The 23,732-nt window shown below is 41.3% G+C and carries 12 protein-coding genes; all 12 read right to left on the bottom strand.

Features of this window, described 5'->3' with window-relative positions; all coding sequences use genetic code 11:
* Window positions 1-32 precede the first annotated feature (32 nt).
* On the bottom strand, window positions 33-3,281 hold the full coding sequence (locus KQP79_RS13190; protein ID WP_138343402.1) for a SusC/RagA family TonB-linked outer membrane protein: 3,249 nt from the start codon (window positions 3,279-3,281) through the stop codon (window positions 33-35).
* Between the two features lie 49 nt (window positions 3,282-3,330).
* Window positions 3,331-3,861 (bottom strand): sigma-70 family RNA polymerase sigma factor, encoded by a 531-nt coding sequence (locus KQP79_RS13185; protein ID WP_004302348.1) that lies wholly within the window; start codon window positions 3,859-3,861, stop codon window positions 3,331-3,333.
* Window positions 3,862-4,098: 237 nt separating this feature from the next.
* Window positions 4,099-4,473, bottom strand: coding sequence for a hypothetical protein (locus KQP79_RS13180; RefSeq protein ID WP_008770872.1), 375 nt, complete (start codon window positions 4,471-4,473; stop codon window positions 4,099-4,101).
* Window positions 4,474-4,587: 114 nt separating this feature from the next.
* A complete protein-coding gene (locus KQP79_RS13175) occupies window positions 4,588-8,664 on the bottom strand; it encodes a hybrid sensor histidine kinase/response regulator transcription factor (RefSeq protein WP_061448547.1) in 4,077 nt (1,358 codons plus the stop codon).
* A 44-nt stretch (window positions 8,665-8,708) separates the two neighbouring features.
* Complete coding sequence (locus KQP79_RS13170; protein ID WP_074556339.1) at window positions 8,709-10,637, bottom strand: alginate lyase family protein; 1,929 nt, start codon at window positions 10,635-10,637, stop codon at window positions 8,709-8,711.
* Window positions 10,638-11,084: 447 nt separating this feature from the next.
* Window positions 11,085-12,497: a glycosyl hydrolase family 28 protein gene (locus KQP79_RS13165; RefSeq protein ID WP_138343404.1), complete on the bottom strand. Its 1,413-nt coding sequence runs from the start codon at window positions 12,495-12,497 to the stop codon at window positions 11,085-11,087.
* Window positions 12,498-12,833: 336 nt separating this feature from the next.
* Window positions 12,834-13,979 carry an OprO/OprP family phosphate-selective porin gene (locus KQP79_RS13160; protein ID WP_138343406.1) on the bottom strand — a complete coding sequence of 382 codons (1,146 nt, stop codon included), beginning with the start codon at window positions 13,977-13,979 and terminating at the stop codon, window positions 12,834-12,836.
* Window positions 13,980-13,992: 13 nt separating this feature from the next.
* Window positions 13,993-15,363 carry a DUF5690 family protein gene (locus KQP79_RS13155; protein ID WP_138301630.1) on the bottom strand — a complete coding sequence of 457 codons (1,371 nt, stop codon included), beginning with the start codon at window positions 15,361-15,363 and terminating at the stop codon, window positions 13,993-13,995.
* Between the two features lie 219 nt (window positions 15,364-15,582).
* Entirely contained in the window at window positions 15,583-17,949 is a 2,367-nt protein-coding gene (locus tag KQP79_RS13150) for a hypothetical protein (RefSeq protein WP_138343408.1), read from the bottom strand.
* Between the two features lie 24 nt (window positions 17,950-17,973).
* Window positions 17,974-20,007 (bottom strand): tetratricopeptide repeat protein, encoded by a 2,034-nt coding sequence (locus KQP79_RS13145; RefSeq protein WP_015532778.1) that lies wholly within the window; start codon window positions 20,005-20,007, stop codon window positions 17,974-17,976.
* A 26-nt stretch (window positions 20,008-20,033) separates the two neighbouring features.
* Window positions 20,034-20,579, bottom strand: a complete 546-nt coding sequence (locus KQP79_RS13140; protein ID WP_004305849.1) for a DUF3575 domain-containing protein — start codon at window positions 20,577-20,579, stop codon at window positions 20,034-20,036.
* A gap of 241 nt (window positions 20,580-20,820) precedes the next feature.
* Complete coding sequence (locus tag KQP79_RS13135) at window positions 20,821-23,574, bottom strand: heparinase II/III family protein (protein ID WP_138343410.1); 2,754 nt, start codon at window positions 23,572-23,574, stop codon at window positions 20,821-20,823.
* Window positions 23,575-23,732: the final 158 nt, after the last annotated feature.

Raw genomic sequence — 23,732 nt, 5'->3', positions numbered from 1 at the left:
TCTTCTATTCTGTATTTAATTTTCCATAGCTACTATAAAGTGATGTTCAGACCGAACGACCAAGTACGTGCAAACGGGTATCCACTGTTGTTGGAGGCTGCTCCCATTTCCGGGTCGAAACCGTCTCGAATACTGGTAGCTTCCCATAAATCATTACCAGAGAAGTAAACACGCACTTTTTCCAGTTTCACCTTGCGCGTCCATATCTGCGGCAATGTGTAGCCGACTATTAATGTTTTCAAACGGATATAGCGGTTATTCTGCATCATAAAGTCGTTATTCTGATAATTCCAGCGTGCGAGATTCGCATTGGTAGTCAAGCGAGGGAATTCAGCATTCGGATTGCTCTCTGTCCATGTCTTTCCCAAATATGTCGGGTTCTGATTGGCAGTACGTGTTTGAAAAGGATAAGCCATCCAGTCATTACGGATAACATACTGCTTGCCGACACCTTGGAACATTGCGTTCACATCAATACCTTTCCATGATCCTCCCAGTGTGAAACCGAAAACAAAATGTGGATTGGAGTCACCGAGATATTGCAAATCGCTATTTTCATTCCCTGCACCGGAAATCTTATAATCACCATTCAAATCCAAACGTTTGGTATCACCTGGACGCAACCGGCTTGCACTTCCTGCTCCTACACCAGTCAAATCTTCTTTACCCTCTCCATAGAGTGCATAATAGCGGTCTACTTCTGCCTGATCTTTAAAGTAACCATCTGTGCGATAAAGGAAGTACGAATTCAATGGATACCCATTCACAGCTGCATTCCAACCAGCCCCATAAGAATCTGCTCCTTCCATCTCTTTCAACAGACTCTTTGTATCACCAATATTAAAGTTGGCATAGTAAGAAAAGTCTTTAATCTGATCGCGCCATCCAATAGTGAATTCCCAACCTTTTACATTCAAATGACCACTATTCGTTTTAGGAGATTTACCTCCTAATACGCCCGGATAGGTGACATTCACTAACATACCGGTATTATCTTTTATAAAATAATCGAATGTAGCTTTCAAACGATTATCGAAAAAGTTAAGATCGATACCGAAGTTTTTTTGTGAAACTTTCTCCCAAGTACGGTCATAAGAAATTAAACCGCCAAAACCTGAAGATACCTGGTTGGCAGGTATAGTTCCAAAACCGGCCGTCCCAAGAGAAACAGTAGATACATAATCGTAATCGCCCAGCCCAACATCATTACCTGAGCTACCATAACTTAAACGCAGCTTACCAAAAGAAAGAACTGGCTTTAGAAATTCTACAAATTGTTCTTCCGAGAACGCCCAGCCCAAAGAAACGGAACCGAAGCTCTTAAAACGATAACCGGGAGCAAACTTGGAATTTCCGTCACGACGCCCCATCAATTCAACCATATATTTTTCCGCATAGTTATAATTCAAACGGGCAATATATGAATAGGTACCATTATGAGTCTTTCCTCCACCGTTACCCTGTGTACCCGTAGCCAAATTCAAATCGTAAATTCCGGCATCCTCAAACTTCTCACGGGCGGTAACAACTTTCTTAGTCACCCATTTCTCGGCATTGATGCCGAACATAGCATCTATATTATGTACTTCGGCAAATGTACGCTTATATTTCAATAACCCTGAATAGTACTGATACCGGGCATTATTTGCCTGTACCAAATATCCCGGCTGATGGGAGTCTTTAAAATTCATCACATCTTGTGGAGTACTAAGGGTTTGTGTTGTTTCATATACTAACTTCGCCGTCTGCTCGCCGAACCAATTGTAACACTGTACCGGAAGCGAATAGCGTTCTCTGCGATATTCCTCATTTTGAAATGAAGCAGTACCCTCGAAAGTGATTCCTTTCCAAATATCCACCAATGCTTTAAAATCGACACGAGTAGTCAACTTCTCTCTCTCGTCACGTCCACCATCCGTTGTAGCTGCTGCCGCATTGCGATCACCTACATTACCGAAGTTAGCGTACCATTGTCCATAGGGATTTTTTGCCGGGAAAAACGGAGCATCGTTTCCGTAAAGTGTACGGTCGATACCATGTGTGGGTGTTTCGGTATTTGTTTTAATCATACTGGCTAAAGTCTCCAGTTTGAACCAATCAGTCAATTTGATGCCGTAGTTTAAGCGCAAGTTCAACTGTTTCTGTCCGTCATAGGCTGTAGCCAGATTAGCCTGGTTATCAGCATAAGCTAATGAAATGCGGTAATCGGATTTATCCGTAGAACCTGCTACACTCAAGTTATGCTGGTAAGAATAACGGCGGGCAAACAATTCATCCAGGCGATTGGCATTACCAACGAACATCGTACCCCAATCGGCTACAGTCGACTCATAAATACCTTCAATGCCTTGAGCCATCTTCTTCAGGTTTTCTTCTCCCCAGCCCCACCAGTCATGTTCCGGCATTTCTTTATTGGCTTCCAGCCACATGGAAGCATATTCCTGCATACTGGGAGAGAAAGCCATAATACCATTGGTAGTGAAACGCATATTGAAGCCATAATCAACCGTTGTCTTGCCTTTACCTTTTTTGGTAGTAACCAAGATAACGCCATTAGCTGCTTTCGCCCCATAAATGGAAGCTGAACCGTCTTTCAATACACTAATATTCTCAATATCATCCGAGTTTAGATTTTGGAATGACTCTGAATTCAATACGGGTACTCCATCCACAATAATCAACGGACTACCGCCATTGACAGATGTCAGACCACGAATCTGGAAATTTAAACCTTCATTACCCGGACGTGAGGAAGAACGAGTGACTACCAAACCCGGAGTGGCTCCTTGCAGAGCAGCACCGACATTGGTAATGGCACGACTTTCCAATACCTGGCTACCAATTTGTTCTACCGCCCCTGTCAACGTCGCTTTTTTCTGCGTGCCATAACCCACTACAACAACCTCGTCCAGTGCATTATTATCTTCCTTTAATACCACTTTAAAATCAGAGCGGCCATGAAGGTTAATAATCTGATCTACATATCCGATATAGCTAACTTTTATCTGTTTGGCATCAGCAGGAATATTCAGCGTAAACCGACCGTCAATATCGGTAATTACTCCTGCATTGCTTCCTATGACCACTACATTACAACCAATCAGTGGTTCACCATTCGCATCTGTCACAAGTCCTTTGATGATGCGGCCCGTCTGGACTACCATCAAACTCTCTTCTACAGAATCATTTGCATAGAGCAATACACCGGGCGAACCACCCAGCAGCATGGCGAAAGCCAATGCGACTCCTTTTGAACATAAGAATTTGGATTTAATTTCCATAATACTATTAAATTGTTAAAGTTAATATGTGTTTTTCCGAATCTGGTATTTAACCGACTTTGGAGAATTCATTTTTCAAATAAGTACGAACCGTTTTACGAGCCAGTAATAATTGACATTCTACTGTACGGGGAGATAAGGACAGCTTTCCTGCAATGGCAGGACAAGAGAGTTCATGATTGAAACTAAGTTCATAAATCTGACGGCGTTTAACAGGAAGAGCTTCCATAACCTGGTCATGCATCTTCTTTAGTTCACGAAAATGAATGGTATCTTCTGTGGTATTCCGACTGGTGTCTTCCATCCTATTATATATGTAGGCGACGAAATCTTCCTGTTTATAATAACGACGGATTTTATCGGTTACTATATTGCGAGCGATGGTAAAAAGCAAAGACCAGACTGTATCTTTGTTCACGAATGCCCTGTGTTCCCATAAGCGGACAAAGACATCCTGTGCCAAATCTTCCGCTTCATGCGGATGGCAAATGCGGATAGCGATATAGTTCTTGATATACTCCTTATATTTAAGATAGCATTCAGAGAAGAAGTCGTCAAATGTAGCTTGCTGTTTATTCATGGCATTAAATTTATCCGTTTAACGATGATACAAAAGTAGGAACAAGTTTCAAATTCAAATACCACAAAAGTAACAGATAACAAAACTATCGTAACAAGCGTGTATTTTTGCAAAAACTTCCCATTTCATCGGGATAAATCTAACCGTTACACCAATAAAAAAGGGGATGTCGTTACATTTGACGACTCCCCTGTTCTTATATTTGCATGGATGAAAGCTTTCATCCGGAAGGATTCATTATTTATTTTCCTGTGATGCCTGGAAATCCGGTATACGTTTTACGTTCGCACCTTTCATCACACCTCTTTTGATCGCTTCATTCGTATCGCTGATTTCTTTCTTCACACGTTTATAGTATTCTTTTGTCAGTCCTTTCTCTACTGCTTCCGATTCTGTTACTGCCCAAAGATACTGATAATCCATCAACATCAAATCCGGTGCCACTATTTTAAAGAAAACACTATCATTTGCAAATTTTTCACGTAAGTCTCCCAAATAGATGGTATCTGCAGGATTTACCTCCTTAACATTTGCATTATTTTTTGAACTGCTACCTCCGCAAGAGGATAACATCAAACCTCCTACCAATGAAATTAAAACTAATACTTTCATATCAACATATATTATAAAATAAAACTTTTTCTGCTCCAATGTGAACAAGATCTTACAATTATCTCACTTATTGAGCGCAAATGTAATAATTAAACTACAAACACAAACACAATGTCATTCTTTTCTTCCCGATTCCTCGGCATATTGCTTGGGAAGCATCCCGAACATTTCTCTAAAACACTTCGAGAAATAGCTGGGTGAACTGAATCCTACCCGGTTCGCTATTTCAACAATCGGCAACTGACTTCCTTGTAATAATTGTGCCGCCCGTTTCAAACGGATGCTGCGAATAAAGTCTGTCGGTGTGTGTCCGGTGATGGATTGCAGCTTGCGGTAAAGGCTCATACGCACCATACCCAAATCGCCACTCAATTCTTCTACGCCATATTCCGGATTGTCCATGTTCTTTTCTATGTATTCCAGACACTTCTGTATGAGCTGTTCGTCTACTGAAGTAATGGTGATAGCACTCGGATTTACTTCTATGTTTTTACGGAATTCCTGTTTTCTCTTTTCCTGCTGCTCTATCAGCTTTTCAATGCGTACCATCAGCATATCAAAGTTGAAAGGTTTCGACATATAAGAGTCTGCTCCTACTTCATAGCTGTTAATCTTGATATCATCGGCAGTACGGGCTGTCAATAATATCACAGGTATATGGGAAGTCTGCACGTTCGTCTTGATCCGACGGCAAAGTTCGATACCGTCTACTTTCGGCATCATAATATCGCTGATAATCAGGTTCGGATTTTCCTCTATCGCTTTTCGCTCTCCTTCCTCGCCGTCTGCCGCTTCAATGATTTGATAAAAATCTTCTAACTGTTCTTTCAGGAAAGTACGGAATTCCTGATTGTCCTCCACTAACAACAGTTTCTTCAGGTTATCATCGACTGTAGATGTAGTGGTTTCTTTCTCTTTAATGTCTGGTGTTTCCGTTCCGATGATTTCTTCCGGCAGTTCGTTCGGTTCCGGTTTCAGGTCCATCGGCAACCAAACGGTGAATACTGATCCACGATCTATCCGGCTGTCCACTTTAATACGGCCACCATGTATATTTACATATTCCCTTACCAAATGAAGTCCGATGCCACTACCTATTTTTTCGTCTCCTTCATTTCCTACCTGATAGAAACGGTCGAAGATATAAGGAAGGTCTGATTCGGATATTCCGATTCCAGTGTCCGATACGGATATTCTCACGTAGTTTCTTCCTTCTATTTCTTCTGTTGCAAGCAGTAAGTCTACCGTCCCGCCTTCCGGCGTATATTTGAAGGCATTGGACAAAAGATTATTCACAATCTTATGTACCTTATCCCGGTCGAAGAACATATAAAGCGCTCTATGTTCAGATTGGTTCACAAAGTTAAGGTGCTTCTCTACTGCCATTGGCATGAAGTTGTTATAGGCAGAAACAATAAATTCCTCCATATCGCCGTTCATCAGATGCAACCTCTCTCCTTTCATTTCCAGTTTGCGGAAATCGAGTAGCTGATTCACCAATGACAATAGGTTTTGAGCATTCTTATAGATGGTATTCAGTTGTTTTTTCATCGCATCGTCTGTCAATCGACGTATCACCATGTCTAATGGCGTGATAATCAATGTCAGCGGAGTGCGGAGTTCATGGCTTATATTTGTGAAGAAGCGGAATTTCATCTGATCCAGTTCTTCTTTCTGCTTCAACGCTTCCTCTTCTTGCATACGAATCATCTTCTGCCGGTTGCGGCGGTTTATTACGTAGATCAACCCGAAGATTAAGAGAATAACTAAAATTGCATAGAAAATACGAGCGGCCAGTGTATCCCAGAACGGGGGATGAATGACAATTTTGAATGCAGACTCCGGTCCCCATATCCGGTCGTTTCCGGCAGCGGACACACGGAAAATGTATTCGCCCGAAGGGAGATTATTATAGACCACACGTCCTTGTCCATTCTCAAAAAGGGTTTCCGTCCATTCTTTGTCAAATCCTTCCAGTTGGTAACGGAAAGAGGTTTGAGAAGGATTAGGGAAGTTCAGACCAGAAAACTCAAGTGTGATATAGTTCTCATCATATTTTAATTGTACTTCGTCCGAATAACTTAATGCTTTATCAAATAAGACACGTCCGTTATATGCTTCGCCCGAAACAACCGGAACATTAAACAAGCGGAATGAAGTAAACAGAGGACGATTGAGGCACTGATTATCTATCATGTTTTCTGGTGAGAAAGCGATAAAGCCGTTCATCAGCCCCAGGAAAAGCTGATTGTCCCTGGTCATTAACGAAGGGAAACTATATAAATCATCCTGACGGATTTCATCTTCCGACAGACAGCTGATTACATGAAAACTGTATTTATCTGCTCTTCTGTCTACTTTTATCTTATAAATAGAAGTGACTGTCGAAATCCATATATCATGGTTCTTATCTTCCACTACGTTCAGGATAGCTTTAGACAGACCTTCTTCTTTCCCTAATGTGTAGCTTTGCCCATTGTAAGTCAAAACGCTCAAGCCATATTGTGTAGCAAACCATAAAGTTCCCTCATGGTCTTTGAGGATCTGATTATACTTGATACTTCCCTGATTGAAAATAGAATTAGCCTGCCCGTCTTCCTCCGGTATCCATATTTTATTCGTTGCAGGATCGTAAATGTAGAGTCCATTATCACTGCCTACGACCAACCGGGATCGATTATCTATGGCCAATGCATTCGCTACTTTATATTTTTTGAGTTCGGGAAACTGTTCGGACAATAAGTTTATTTGCCCGTTTTCAGGATTGAATAATCCTACACCACCATATATACTTACCCACAATCGACCGGAAGAATCTTCGACCATGACACGGATATTACTGAAATCCAATTCATTCTGATAATCCGTATCGGGATAATCGTAAGATTGTACCTTTCCATGATCTATGCAGTAGAGCCCATCGTGGTATGTTCCGACCCAAACACGCTTCTTGCTGTCCTCATAAAGTACACGGCAATTCTTCTGACTGAATTCATGATAGAATCTGTTCATGCTTTTAGTCTCCGGTTCATAGCGATAGACACCCTGCGTAGTACCCATCAGAATTTCTCCTCTAGATGTTTCGAGCATACAACGGATTTCCTCTCCTTTCCAGTCGCCATTTATCATCTTCTTATTGTACAGCACTATTTTATTCATGCTGGGATGATAATAACACATTCCCTGATTATAAAGTCCTATCCAAACGGAATTATTTTCCCGGTCGCAATAGATGCTTTGAATACCGTTTCGTACTGTATTACCTAATAATAAAGGAATATCCAGTGTCCGGGTTACAGAGAAATTGTGCATATCAATGACATAGAATCCATCAATAACGGTTCCTACCCATGCATTTCCACCTTTATCCACATCCATAGAAGTAAACCATGAATAGTGTCCGAGTTGGATACCTGAAATTTGGTTCCATTTTTTATTATAGACATCATAATAGCCTACTCCACGATCCCACATCAACCAAAAGTCACCATTATCGAGTATCTTCAAAACCACACGGTCATCCGGTTTCAGTTGGTCTTTCAGGAAATCAAGTTGATGCACGAAACGTTTCTTTTCTAAATCGTAGCAACGGATAGCCCCTTTCTGATGAACCATCCAACTGTATTTTCCATGACTTTCTACTCCGAGTAATCCTCCATAGTATTCCATAAACTCATCATTCCTACAAACCTGTTCGATTGATTTTGTCTCTGCATCGTACATATAGACAGAGGAACCCGGCGTCAGAAACCAACAATGTTTCTCTGAATCAATAATCAGGTCCGCCACTTTATCCTTTAAGCCGAATTGTTGAAATAAAGAATCTACGTTATAGATGTACTGTTCGGTAGTCAAATCGAAGACGCGTAGGCTCTTGCGTTCTTTCATCCACAAACGTTTGTCGGCATCAATATATTGTTCGGGAATAATATGGTTATATGCTATCGAATATTCGCCATGAATATTGAAAGGGAAATTTGAATAGTTCGCACCGTCATACAGGCTTAATAACACAGTACTTCGCACACCGATACGTCCGTCGGGAATGGGGAAAACGCTTTTTACATAGTTATCCGGTAATCCTTCGACAACTCCAATCTGGCGGAATACATAAGGGGATTCTTGCGAGCTAATATAACCCGGATACAATAATCCCATTAGTATGATTAACAAACATATTCGAATTTTCATGGCCATCTTTTTTTGTAGTACTATTATTAAGTACGAACGAAGAATCAAATCCCCTTATCCTGCTTTACTATTATTTTCTGAATTTCGAGTTTATCTCCGGCTTGCTCTATCTGTAAACGAAGTACACAAGCTCCTGCGGGAAGAGTGAGTTTTCCTATTTCTCTTTCCGTCCATTGTATAGAACTGGGTAATTGCATGGGTTCTGTCTTTACTTCTGAATCAGAGGCTACGGACAATAAAGAATTTCCTTTTGATTGATAAACAAGATAAACGGTATAATCTCCATCGGTAGGAATACTTACAGTATAATTCATCCATTCTCCATCTTCTATTTGGGTAACGACGTAATTATCTTCTTCTTTTCGTAGCTCTACTGCTCCGTCAGGTCTGTATTCGTTGCCACGTTTCTTTCCTACATTGTGATAGGTATGCCCTTCGGGATCTTCCGCAAGACAATAATAATCGTAATCGGCAGCCGATATTTCACAAGGTAGCAAATGAATTCCTGATACACGCTTTCCCGTAGAGAAAGAAACGGGATCGCCTGCCATCCAGGGAGTCAATCGCTTGGTCAATGTTCCCCAGCCAGTCCATTCATAAAACCAGTTGGGTGCTATCCCCCAGTTTTCGCAACCGTGATGTTCTATCATATAATCACGGTAACGTTTCAACCAGGTATAGTTGTTCTCCGGCAATCCAGCACGTACTGCATAATGCGCCAATGCCATTTCACGAGTTCCGCCACTACCTGCTACGTCTCCACGTCCGTGAGGAGATACGGCTACGGATTCCCAACGTCCACTACGGCTTTTTATCTGGAGAAATTTTCCGTTCTCAAAGGTAACTTCATTTGAATTCTTACTATAACTTGTCGGTTCCCAAGGCTCTTTTTGCTCTTCATAGGTCTGGACTTTAGAGAGGTTATAACGATAGTTCCATTCCAAACCAAGAAGCAAACGGTTATTGAGACAATTATACAAAGAATCTCCCTGATTCCATGCCATTTCTGCGATAGCTACATAATTGTGGATACCTGCCAATACATGTCCCTGGTCGCGACTCGACTCCTGACATTGACCGTTTGGATAGATATAATACTGTAGCTGTTCATCGTATCCATAATCTGAAATCTTGTTTTCTCTTCCTTCCAATTTATAATCAAGCATGGTTGGTGATTTCTTAATCGGTTCTTTGCTAGTGACCGTCGGTCCTGAAGGATAAGGTAAATCATCCGGTCGATGCTTCATTCCCAATAAATAACGGTAAGCACGGTCATACATTACTTCGTTATCTAAGTAAATACCCATTGCCATCATTCCACGAGCAGCGAAAAGTCCTTGATTACCAAACCTTGCGGCATCGAAATTAAAAATATTCCAATAGAATGTAACTCCGTTCTTTGAATCATCCCAGTAATTTGCATATTTGGAAGAGAAATCTTCCGTATTGCTATATCCAGGATAGACCAACATATTTTTAAAACGTTGCTGGTCTTCTACTTTCCAACCGGAATAATCACGCATTAATTCGGCGGCATCAATTAAAAGGTAAATCTTTCCGTTATCTAATGGTCCTGTTCCACGACTACTTGTATTGGTATAATAAGAATTAGCATTCAGATATTCGACCGCTTTACGGGCATAAGCCTCATCGCCCGTCAGATGCCAAAGCAATGCTAAGTCATGTGCCCGCCTGCCATCTACTCCGATAGTAGCATTAAAACGTCCTTCTCTGATTTGTTTTCCCCGATTGATAACTTGCGTATTGAGTGAAGAATAGGGAGATTCCTTTAATTTCAGAAAAGTAGAATAATAAGGCTCATGTTTCGCCTTGACCATAGCTTTCATCCGGTCTAAATCACCTTGGGTATAGGTGATTCCGGGATGGATAAAGTTACGTCGTTGCGCTTGCACTCCATTTTGAATATTCCCAATCCATACAATCCCAATAATCCATATAATTTTGTTAATCATAGTGCGATTCGTTTTTTATACAAGTGATAAGCAAAGATAGTATTTAGTAATAAAAAGGAGTTCAAAGTGAATGAAACATTTACTTTGATTAGCATAAACCCGGGAATAAAACTCTTGTATTTATACTCATGGTTCTCTTCCAGACTCCTTAATTCTGATTCCAGTGCAGCTTTGCTCTCATCTATTAATAGATAAGTTATTATCTTCCTATTGCAAAGTTCTTTCCTTCTAATACTAAAGTTACTCTTATCTAATAGAAATCTATAATTGCAAGCTTTGATTATAAAAACGAAAGTTTCATTTATATAATTGCAAGTTCTAATTATATAAATGAAACTTGCATTTATAGTTTATGTTTAACCTAAAGAAAGTTTGATATTAGAAGAAAAGAAGTTTGCACCTAATACAAAGAGATTTTTCCATTCATACTTCATATACCAGATTATGCTATTTGACTGTGATATTCTTTATGTATTCATTCGTGATAAAATCATCTATATTTTTCATCTTCATGCCGTTGATAATCACATTATCGAAGATGATATTCTTGACGGAACGTTCTTTATCAAACCCTTTCAATAGAGATGGATTCTCCCCTACTCCATTATAAATGATATTCCGAAAAATAATATCTTCAATTCCCCGGCCGGGTTGCTTATCATACTTTGAATTGAAACGAACATTAATATGAAACAATCTTCCCTCCTGGATATTCTCTACACGGATATCCTCAAATAATACTTTGCGTACCAAGTTTTTATCACCGCAATCCACTGCCATACAGCCCTGATAAAGAAGATCATCTTCATCATGTTCCAGAATATCGACATTACGGACAGTTATATTCTCAAGAATCTCTCCAACCTTATCGTCCGGGTTACCGTGTCCTCCAATGTTGATCGGATGAGCAATATCCGCCCAAAGGATTGAATTCTGTAAAGTCACGTTACGACTTCCTCCGTAATAGTTCCAGCGATGGGCATAGATGGCAATACAATCATCACTGTTCCGCATAAAAACATTGTCTATTAATACGTCACTGCAACACATCAGATCTATGCCATCACTCCATCCTTTACAACTAAAAGACTTTAAATTATTGATGGTCAACCCTGTAGACTCACCACCAAATACTGTATAGTGATCTGGATTTATAACTGTAATACCGTCAATCCATATATTTTTAGAATGAGTAACTTCTATTCCACGGATCGGATGGTCGAGAATACCACGCCCGACAATGCGTACATTTTCAGCTTTGTCAATCAATAATTTAGCTTTTACAACAGCTCCGGGAGCTAAATAAACAGTAGTATTGGAAGGAATCTGTATCTGTGTATTCGGCAAATCTTTCGGACGATGGACACCCGGTCCGAAATACATTACTTTGTCACTGCTTTCAGTATAAGTTTCTGTTTCCAAAGGATTAGCAAACAAATGAAGATTATGCAAACGATCACCGTTAAACTCAATCGACAGGCATTGAGGTCTAGTGAGTGTAAAAAAGATAGCATTGTGGTTTACCGTATGTTGTATACCTATTGCTAACGGACGGATTTTCACATCCTGAATGGTGCCATTGTTCTTTTTCACCATCACTTCTACGGGACTGCCTATATCAAACTGTACCATTGAAGCAGATTGTACCCGATCCATATCTACTTGGACTTCATATTCGAATACATCTTTCCATTCACCACCTGCTTCACGTACTTTGACTGTATAATCATCATTATGTGGCATACCAGTGTTCAATCCTTCCGGATAGATTACTAATTGGGCATTCCCGAATGTCGAAAATGCAATAGCTATTGCTAACAAACATTTTCTTTTACCTGATAAAACTCCTACTATATTCATATCACTAAACTATGTTATATTTTAATTATTCTGTTTATTGAAGTTCTTTCTAAAACTATACTTTCTATTCCACCCAGGTTGGCAAACTGGTAACAGAAACTATAGAAAAAATAACCAATGCAAAAAATCTCCTTTATTGTCTATTACGAACAATAAAGGAGATTTACCTAGAACATTCCAGTTTTTTCAGTCTTCTTATTTTTTACTTTTTACATACGGTTCTGCATATTGAGTCGGCAGTGCTCTCGATATGTCTTTGAAACATTTAGTAAAACTAGTATACAATACACCTTCCTATTCTTTATTATAGCTTTATTCGAACGGAACTGCCAAGTACTAGAATATGAATTGAAAACGTCCCTGTACTACACTAAAGTTTGTGCTTTCGATCTCTTTGATATGCGAGCCGGGGATGAAGTAGCTATAATTCAATTTGACAGCAATGTGTTTATTGATATAGTAATTCAATCCGAAGGAGAGGTCTTTCTGTGTTCCGCCTTTTATTCCGGCATCATTCAGAGAGAGATAATTGAAACGGGCACATAGTTCGAGTGCTTTTCCTTCCGGTCTTCCGGGACAGGCTACTTCTTCGTCATACAGATAATTCTGTCCCAACAATAGCCAGGAACATTGCAGATAAGCTCCTTGTGCCGTATAGTTCTCAAAACCCTTTTCCCGTTTTACATGGGCGCGGATGTATTCACTCTGAAGAAAGAATTTATGATAGTAAATTAGCAGTTCGGTTCCTATTTTAAATTGGGATGCTGCATGATCTACATCTGCTTGTATTAATGTACGATTATCAATCGTGCTCACGCCCGGAGATTTATAAGTAAACGTATTCCTGTTCTCATCTTCGGGAAGCGTGCCGTCCGGTGTACGATGGATAGCTGCTAATCCTATATGTATCAGTTTCGCTTGCTCATAAAGTGGACGGTAAACCAAACGTCCGTCAATGGCATATCCTTGCGATGCGTTTTTCAGGTTGCTCAAATCATTATCGGTAAAGAATCCGCCACACAGATAGTAATATTGGGTACGATAGGAATAGGCTACTCCCATACGTCGGCTATTTGTCAATGCCAGCACAGCTCCCGGAGATTGGTTGAAGCGAAGATCAAATGTACTACAAATCATATCGAGACTGAATGGCTCATAGAATTGTCCTATCTGAATGGAACTATTCTTATAGGAATAGGTGGCAAAAGCATCTTTGATGGCTACTTTGTTTCCGGCATATCCCATTTCCAGTTTCATTCCCCAGTTCTGATAGGTAGCTTTTACACCGATGCGAAGGTCATTAAATTCCGTGCCGTTGCCAAAGTTATTCGGATTCTTCAGATACACTCCTCCATCCATTAATAGACGCCCGGTGATTTTATATTGTATGCCATCGGGTAGATTCTGTGCCGTTATCCGGGAAGTCGTTAGTATTAGAGATAGAAGGAAGGAGAATTTCAAATATAGTCCTATTATTTTCATCGTCCACCTTTTATCAAATTTGTGAAAAAGTAGTTGGCTCCATACCTTCTCCCGTAAATTTTATCCCGTTGCTCATTTCGGCTTCTTTCGCTTTCTTCAGTTGTTTCTCTTTTTTATAGCGCTGTATCAGGTAAATCATGGAGCAGGTGAAAGCAACCGTACAGATCAGTCCTACGTAACCGGATAATATATTATAAAATTCCAACCAGTTTATGTCTGCATGGGCAAATTCTTTGAACATCAAGACAAGTACAGTTCCCGTATATCCGATAAAATCAATGGTCACAATGAAGAAACCGACATTTCCTTTTATCTTGAAACAAGCGATGAAGCGGTCGAAAAAAATGCTTTGAAAACAGAGGTAGGCAATATACAGACAGAGACTTTGGACAAACAGCCAGGTGATTGCATCCAATTGCAGAGAATCATAATTGAAAGATATAAAACTCATGGTGGCTGTCCCAAGTACGACCAATCCCAGCAGGGCAACCAAAACTTTTATGTTACTTTTCACAAAGACCATCGCTCCGAATAACGCCAGAATTATTAATGTAACGACTGTATCTACCTGCGCAAACATCCATGAGGACTGTCCGTTCATATCAATAATCTTCACCAGGAAATCTTCCTTAATATCTCTAAGCACTACCAACATTAGGTTAGCTACAAACAATAATACAAGAAATGGCATAAAGTCGATGAACAGTTCTTTCCGTTGCTTGCCATTCAGAGTTACACGACTACTTTTTTGTTCTATATCTTGTGCCGTAGGTTGTGGCAAACGGGTTAAGCTATATCCCAAAAGAGCCAATAAAGGAAGTGCAAAAGCACCGATAAGTGCCGGCATCCAAAATTCGCTGACGTTCAATGTATTCATAACGAACAATCCGATGGATTTTGCCGTTCCCGAACTGATAACAATACTGATTCCTAAAAGACTGGCCAAAATATCCGTAGTGCGGCGACCTTCGATAAAACTGAAAATAACTCCCCACATACAGCCCAATGACAATCCATTGAAGAACATGGCAAACATATTATAAGGAGTGGGAAGTGCTCCGAACGCAACCAATGACAATTCCGCTACGGCAATGGAAACGAGTATAAACTTCAGGCGATTCTCTCTCTTCAATTCGGAAATCAACTTGATACCTATAAACTTGGCTATCAGATAACCTGCTATCTGAATGATAGTAACCAGTACTTTATAATCAAAGCCGAATGCTTCTATCCCGTCAAAAGTAGCAGCTGTGAAAGGTTTGCGCAATGTATAAACCAGTGAGTAAGAAAGAAGGGCTGCTCCACCTGCCCATAGAATAAAGAGGAAATCGGCTAATCTTCTGTTTGAACTTTGTTTCGATATTGCTTCAGTAATCGTTTTCATACGTTTTCGTTTTAATTTCTGGAGCAAAAGTAGAGGAGAATAGCAAGGGAGAAAATGAATTCTAAAGATTCATTTTATTCATTATCAGGTAGAAATGGAAGTAATATTAATGTAACGTTTATGTAACCGTAATTTCTTGGAAATGGAATACAAAAAGGGTTGCACAATCACTAATCCGGTATTGCGCAACCCTTTTTATTCGATTTCTTATTTTTCTTCTTATTGGAAAGTAGGCATCTTGAATCTGTACAATAATCCACCTACCATGGAAGCTACGCGGTCAGGTCTTCCCTGTTCGGAGCCATCGTATGTATCGGTACGGATACCGACTTTAGGTTCGGCATACAGATACAAAGAAGAAGCCACTTTCAGCTTTACCTGCACACCGGCATCCAGTCCCGGCACTGCTCGGAACTTACCGTAACGGCGTACCAGTCCGGCCGTAACTCCCACAAAAGGAACAACATCTATCACATGGTCGGGGCTGTATCCTTTTGCCAATGTGGCCAGACTCATCATATAATCCATACCCAAACCGGCATAATGAAGATTCATCTTCGACGACGTTTTGGCCTTGTACATAATTGTTCCATTTACCCGCCATGCAGATAACGGAGTGTACCATTTACCTATGCTTCCTTTTGCTTCTACACCTGCATTCTTCACCAAATCTTTGTTGGCTACGAGCAAGCTACCCAATCCAAGTGCACCGGAGATGAAGTAACGCTTGTCATCCTGACCAAACACGCTGCGATTGGCTGCTTTTGAATAAGGAACAAAGCGATAGTGGAAACCTGCATTGACTCCTACCATTACGTCTTTCTGCATAAAGCCCAGATTACCTTCAATGAATTTATCTCCATACAAGCGAATCTGCGGTTCAATGTACAAACCGAGAAAATCATTCACATGCCATAATCCCTGTATGCCTGCATTAATACCCGGTTGGAACTTATGGTCTGATTTGGAAGTATAAGCAAGGTTGACACCTACCGAACCTATTAAATCAAAGATACGATCGGGATTATATCCACTCATGGTAGACGTTATGTTCCACAAGTAATCAAGACCACCACTGACGCTGGCATGTCTAAGTTTGCCCGCTTTAACACTTCCCGGAACTACATAGTTCGTAAAGAATCCACCCGTACCCACCAGGCGCAAACCGGAATAAGGGCTCAACCACTTACCGATAGAGACAGAAGCCTGCGGACCTAAAGAACCAAGGTTTTCAAGATTCGTCTTATTCAGGAACATTTGCACACCGATTCCCGAAGTCATAAACAGATTGTCTGCGATGTGATTGCTTGAGAATCCGTTCTTCGGACGTGCCGCACGGTCAATCGTATGATAAGTCAAACCAAAATTCAACTCTCCGAGCTGATCCGTATTGCCACCTACTCCGCGACCTCCTGCATATCTCTTATTATACACATTGAGGCGAGGTTCTATAAATAAATCCACAGAACAGTTGATACGGAAACTTCCTTGCACACCGACTCCTATTCCCGGAGCATACTTGGCGGTTTTATCCACTCCTTTCGTACCTGCCAGGTTAACTCCGGCAATACCGATCAGACTAAATATTCTGTCTTCATCATATCCCCAAAGAACATTATTGATATTCAACAGATAGTCCGCATGCAGATCGACATGTTTAAAGTAGCCGCTTGCACTGCCCGAAGGGGTGTCTGAAAGTCCAACCGTCCCGGACAAACGCAGACCGGAAGAAGGACTGAACCATTTACCGATTCCGGCAGAGAACTGGGGACCTAATCCTTTAATCGTATTCTTGATTCCCGGAACTTTCAGTGTACTGATACCACCGGATAAAGAGATAAACATATGATTCAGGAAGGAACTTTTATCGAAATCATCGAAATGAATCTTAGTTCCCATCGGAGCAGCAGGCATATAGGTCAGACCTACCAGAACCGAACCAGCCATTTTATAGTTTCTCCAACTTTCCGTATACGCAAAACCGTCATTATACCATCCGATCCGCGGTTCTACAAACAAATCCAATGTAGAAGAAAGACGTACATTTCCCTGTAAACCGAGATGAGCGCCGTAATAAAGCTGACCGCCGCCTTTCAAATCCGGATACTTTTCGGAACGATCGCTATTGTCGCCCACCTTAGAATAACCGGCTTCTATACCTGCAATCCCTACTAACTCAAAACAACGGTTTGCATTGTATCCGTATGCCAGGGAGGACATATTCAACAGATAGTCCAGGCTGCCGCCACCCATTTTTATTTTAGAATCGTAGATACTCGACGGCAGATAACCTAAATTCACCCCTATCCGAAGTCCATGAACCGGAGTAATCCACTTTCCCATAAAGAGATGGGCGGTCATTCCCATTCCATCCTGACTATCTCCACTTGTTAACAAGCTGTATGGCCCTATTCCGGCAGAGAAAAAGAGATGTTCATTGAATTTATTGCTCTCGAACTTTTCATTTGCAGGCCGTTTCTGTAACATATATTGCAATGCACCATAATCCTGTGCCTGTAAGGTAACAGCAAGCATCAGGAAGATTGCCACTGCTACATATTTATTGTTGATTCTGAAGATATTCATCGTTTACTCTTGTTGTATATATCATTATTTAATTTTCTGCTCTTCCGGCAGCAAGTCAATAATATCACCGTCCACCTTCGCTACTTCCAATAAGGAAGGATCAAGTTCAAGGGCCTTCTCAATGCTCATAATCGCATCACCTATTTTCTCCAGGCGGTTGGCGGCAATCGCTTTTATATAATATTCGCGGGCGGTCTCTACATCCATGGTAGAAATCTTATCCCATGCTTCCTGATTCTTCTTCATTGCCAGCAGCATCACCACCTCATTGAAAGGGCTGGTAGCCGCCACCTTTTCGAAAGCATCATTATAATAACCGGCCAATGCCTGAACAATGGCCTGCAAATCTTCAGAAACCGCTTCTTCGGGAACCAAGGTCAAGACTGAATCTGCTTTTGTATATTTCCCTTCATGCAGCAAGGCAATAGCCTGATTGGACAATAACTCCGCCGGTGCCGATTTACTGACAAACGGTTCGAGAATACGTGAATCCGGAGTATCTTTCTGTATCGTTGCCACTGCCAGTTCATTGGCTGCATACGTAAAGTTATCATAAAGTTCAAGAGCTTCCCTACAATACTTTTCCCTTTCGTCGGGAGTTTTTGCTGTCGTAATCATACGGTAATATTCGAAACGGGTCAGTTCCTTCGGATTCTTTCTGTAAAGTTCTCTAATCTCGTCGTCCGTCAAAGAACGGAAGATTGAATAACCATACGTATATTGCACCTTTCTCAATTTAGGCAGATAAGTAGCCGCAAGTTCCTTGTAGAAAGGTTTCGATTTCAAGACCCCATTCAACCGGTAAGGAGTAGCTGCATATTGTTTGATTAAGTCCTCTACTTCTTTAGCCAGTTCCGGCTTGGAGTTTTTTTTCAGCAATTCAGCTACCTCCTTCCAAGAGGCAACCGATGCATCCGATTTCACCTCCAACAGTTTACGTGTTTCCGGGTCCAGTTGTGCCAGTATACGTTCCAGGGCTTTATCCGTACGCAATTTTGCCAGACGAAGATTCGTCGCGTAAGAACCGTCCGGCGAAGCCACCCCCGTAATATGAAAACTCTTCAAAGAGGCATCCGGGTTCGTCTCAATACCACGCAATTCCTGATTCAATCGGTTCAGTTCCACCTGATTTTGTGGATTCTTATCATCCAGGTCGGCTTTACCTACCAGGAAGGTTAAGTTTACCTCACCTTTCGTATCCCGCAACTGCATCACGGGTTTCGGAAGATATTTCTCGTCCGTCAGACTGAAAGCGGAGAATTTATACTCCAAGAAACGAAGCGGGTTGACCGTTCCGCGTGCAATGGAGAAAGAGTCACGATAAATGATATTCCGGTAATTTTCCATCGCCAGATGCACATCTGCACGGTAGTCATGTTGCAGATATTCTATATAGATAGAATCATGGTAAGCAATAATATCCCCCTTGCGTGAAGAAGTAGTTTTCACACGGATGTAATCGTGCAAAGGATCTTTATCCATATCATAATCGTACATTCGATTTTGCGTTGTATTATAAGTATCCCCGTCGAATACAACAGGACGCATCAACAGACGCTTTTTCAGTGTCACATCATAAATGGAAGGCTGCAATACCAAGCGACGATGTGAGTTAAACATCTCCTTAGGCACCGGGACACGGGTTTTCAGATGAAAATAATTACCTTTGATTTCGATGTCCGTAGGTTCCGGAATCACTTTGTCCTTCACTTTGGAAGTAATCGTAACTTCGTCCAGTTCGATGACGGCATCTTTCAATACTACATTCAAAATCTGCTTTCCTGCCACCTTCACTGTTTTGTCCTCATAACCGACACATGTAAACTTCAACGAGCCGTTTTTCTCAACCAAGACACTGTAACGACCATCCTCGTCGGACATTTCTATACGTTCGTCATTGACCGGATTCAACACATTTACATTCGGAACACTTTTTCCCTGCGGGTTTGTGATATGCCCCTGCACGCGGATCCGTTGGGCGGATACATTCATACCGACGAACATCATCGCCACGAGAAGTATACCTGTTAATCTATCACGTTTCAAATTGATTTTCATTCTCTTTTCTGACTAGCTAATGTTCGTTATCGAATAATATAAACAAAGGATACCCCCAGTTTGACAGGTGCAATGGTGGTCTTACTATCGTTGACCGCACCCGGTTTCGGAGTACCCTTATCATACTTAAACTGACGGTAGCGCAACACACCCACTCCGGCAGTTGCTTCGATGTTCCAATGATCGCCCAGCACCCATGCGTATCCATAGGTCAAACCGGCGGCGTATGCATCGCCTTTGTGATGCACATCTTTTACCATCATATCAAAATTATTCACGAAAGCGGTGATTCCAAGAAAATGACTCACCATCGGACGATTTAGCCAGTAACGAACTTCAGGCTGAAAATGCGTGAAAGTCGTTTTAAAGTTGTCTGTACTGATTGGGTTCGCAGCAATCCCCATGTTTAAGGAGACATGACTACCCAATACAAATTCTGCTTCTACATTCGGACTGGCGGTCAGCCAACCCAATGCATTTGTCTTTACAGCCACCCGTTGTGCGTGCACATGTACACCACAACATAATAACAGAAATGATAACGCAGCTATTACCCTGCGACCATTTCTCATCACATATACCATCATTTATTTCCCACTAAATATTTACCACTAAATATTTACCCACAAAAAAAGGGCTTACTGTCCATTTTATATACTACTTGGACAGAAAGCCACAAAATTAGAAAAAATATAGTATTAAAAACGTTTAAACACGCTTTTTTTGTTTTTTATTGCAACAATTTCCATCTTAGGCCATAATATACCATACTACGGATAAGATATACAATTTTTCTTTATTACCAATGAAACATCAGATACGCAACAACATAGGCTCCGACGAAGCATCGGATTTTATCTTCTTATCGCCGATAACAACCGTACAGGGAGCAGAAGAAATAATATACCATTTCCCTTCTTTCTTTTCGAGCAATACATTAGCGGCATTGTCGGTCTGAATCATTACCCCGGGTGCAACCAATTGGGTTCCATTCCCTAAAAACAACGTCCGGTTTCCTGCATATTCATTGCTGATAACAGCATAATCCGCTTTCACTTTCATTCCTTGATAAGTAGCGGTTTGTGCAGCATCAGATAGAGAGAAGATATGATCTATACGTCCGTTTTTGCTTTTCACACAGATTCCGGCAAAATCTTCCAAACCTGCTCCTTCTGCATCAAAATAAGAAACAGACTGAATAGCAGACGGTTCCTTTTTCGTACTCGGTTCATATATCGAGACAAAAGGACGATTCCAAGCTTCTCCATGCTGACGGGCAACAAATGTCAGCGTCGGCTGCTCCTTTATATTATAGGGCATATTCGGTGTACGGCTTAGCCCTTCGGTCATTGGCGCCAAAGCCGTAAAGACTTCACGATCCGGTTCGCCTTTCATCCAAAGATTCATGTATATATCATCGCCGTCCTTATCTTTCATATCTATGGTGAAAGTTGCCTTGACATCCTTATTGGTCGCAGCCACTTTCTTATCATATAAATAGGAATAAGCGTAAAGATGTGCGCCTGCAAAGGCGAGTTCTTCCGTAGGCTGGAGATTCAGGTCGCTGCCATCTGCTGCCGTCAATGTCAAAGTCTGCCCAAGGTTGTGATAGAAGTAATCGTGCATCTTATCGCCTCCTTTCTCTTTCCGGCTGCGGAATACATCGACATAATACCCCGTCTCCGCCCCAGTAGTGACAATACTCATCATACGGGTCTGATCCGCCCTGCTTTCCGGTTCACGAAAATAAAGGTTACTGTAAGTAACGGACGTAAATGCTTTGCCCGGTTCCGCTGATGCCGGGAAACAGGAAAGCAAATCAAAAGAATGGTTACTTTTCATCACCGGATAGCTCGATATTCCATCCACACAAACTGTATTATGACTGGGGAATTGAGAATAATATTCCGCATAATCCAGTCCGCTATACAGGAAAAGCCCGATACCTGCATCCGGACCCAATACGTATCCTTTTCCATAAAGTTCCATCGAAATGCCGTTAGCATGCATGTGGTTCCCTTCACTGCCATTCAACGAAATCATCAAACTGTTGCGCGGATGCATACCGTTACGCTGTACCAGCCATGACACATTGGGAGCATAAAACAAAGGAGAAACATAATCTTCTATCTTTCCCGGCTGCACTTTGGGATTTAGCGTCAGCGGTTTATCTTCAAAGAAAGAATTGACAGATACACGCACATTCTTCTTTTCTGTTTTATCATTTCCCAAATCCGGGTTCAGGCATTTCAATAAAGCCGTGAAATAGTTTTCCTGTTCTTTCTTCCCGTTCGCCTGTGCATTCTGTATCATACGGATAAAGAAATTCGTACTCAAATATCCCGGATGCGTATCTCCAAAGCCACAAATCATACGGTTGGGAAACAGATATTGGGGAGTGGTTGCTACCGCTTTCGACAATACAGGCATTGCTTTCACCAAATCATATTGCAGATTCGTATCAAACTGATTCACGAAATTGGCATAATCATTGATTACCACACTGCTATATCCCGGACATTCTGCCCAAATTCCCGTATTTATATCGAAACCATAATCTGCCAATCGCGTCAGACTCCACTGGCGGATGCTGGAACGGTTCATCACATAGTCGATATAATATTCACGTCCTTTTCCGTCGGCATATTCTTTATTGTCTTCCAATACCAATCCGACATTCATAATAAACCGTGCCTGTAGCAAATTCCAGTTGTTATGAGGTACACCGTTCGCAATGATATTATCCGCCCATTTCTTAAAAGCTCCGGCGTAGATTTCCATTTTATCCGGGTAATTGGCCTTTAGGTAATTATATAGAAAATCATATAAAGGGACAGCGATATGGAGTGCGTCTTCATGGATGACTTCGAAAGAAGTCAATCCTACCAATGTTTGCTGATGGCCGTGATTCAGGTCGATGGGCACGTTTCTATAATAAATGCCTGTCATATATGTATCAAAGACCCCTGCGGCAAGTTTAGCGAATTTCTCTTCATCCGTCATCCAATAAAGGAAAGCGGCATCACGGGCAATTCCCAGGATTTCGCAGTTCAGGCTTTCAATATTCCGGCCTGTTTTGGATGGGTGTACACTTTCCATAGGACGGTCAGGAAGTGCATTATTGCAGAAAGTGACATTCCCGTCCTCATCATCATAAGGAACGACATCCGCCAATTTGGGACGACCGTGGGTGGCAGCTGTGCCACGGGTTCCCGTGTAGCGCACAGTGGGATAAGGAGCTCTTTCACCACCTGCATGGTCGAACGTTTCACCTTTCACATATACTTCCGTGGCATGAGACTTCCAGTACATTGCCAAACGAGACAGCAACCACGCCGGTTGAGCATCCGTCAGGTTCGTATATACTTCCGTCCGTTCCTTCAATTTATTGAAAACATCTTTCGCCCATTCTTCTTTTTTAATCAGCTTCCATGTTTCCTGCTTTCCCGCCGGAGTAGTCAGTACCCGCGGATGTGTCTGCGGCATCTTTTCCGGCAAAGGAATCTCTTGTCCGGATGCGCTGTTCAGAAAAGATAGAAAACATAGTCCAAGTAAAATTCGTCTCATACTTCAGTTATATTTTTTAGGTTTGATACCTATTAAATACGAAGATAGAGATTTATTTACCTAAATCCTCCGTCAAAGAACAATTTTATTTGTACGAGACTACGCTGTTATTTCAAACAAAGAATTATATTTGCAAAAAACCGACTAACAATTCTGAT

Source organism: Bacteroides sp. DH3716P (assembly GCF_025914115.1).
In the GTDB taxonomy this organism is placed as follows: Bacteria; Bacteroidota; Bacteroidia; order Bacteroidales; family Bacteroidaceae; genus Bacteroides; species Bacteroides ovatus.
This window is presented reverse-complemented; position numbering and strand designations above follow the sequence as displayed.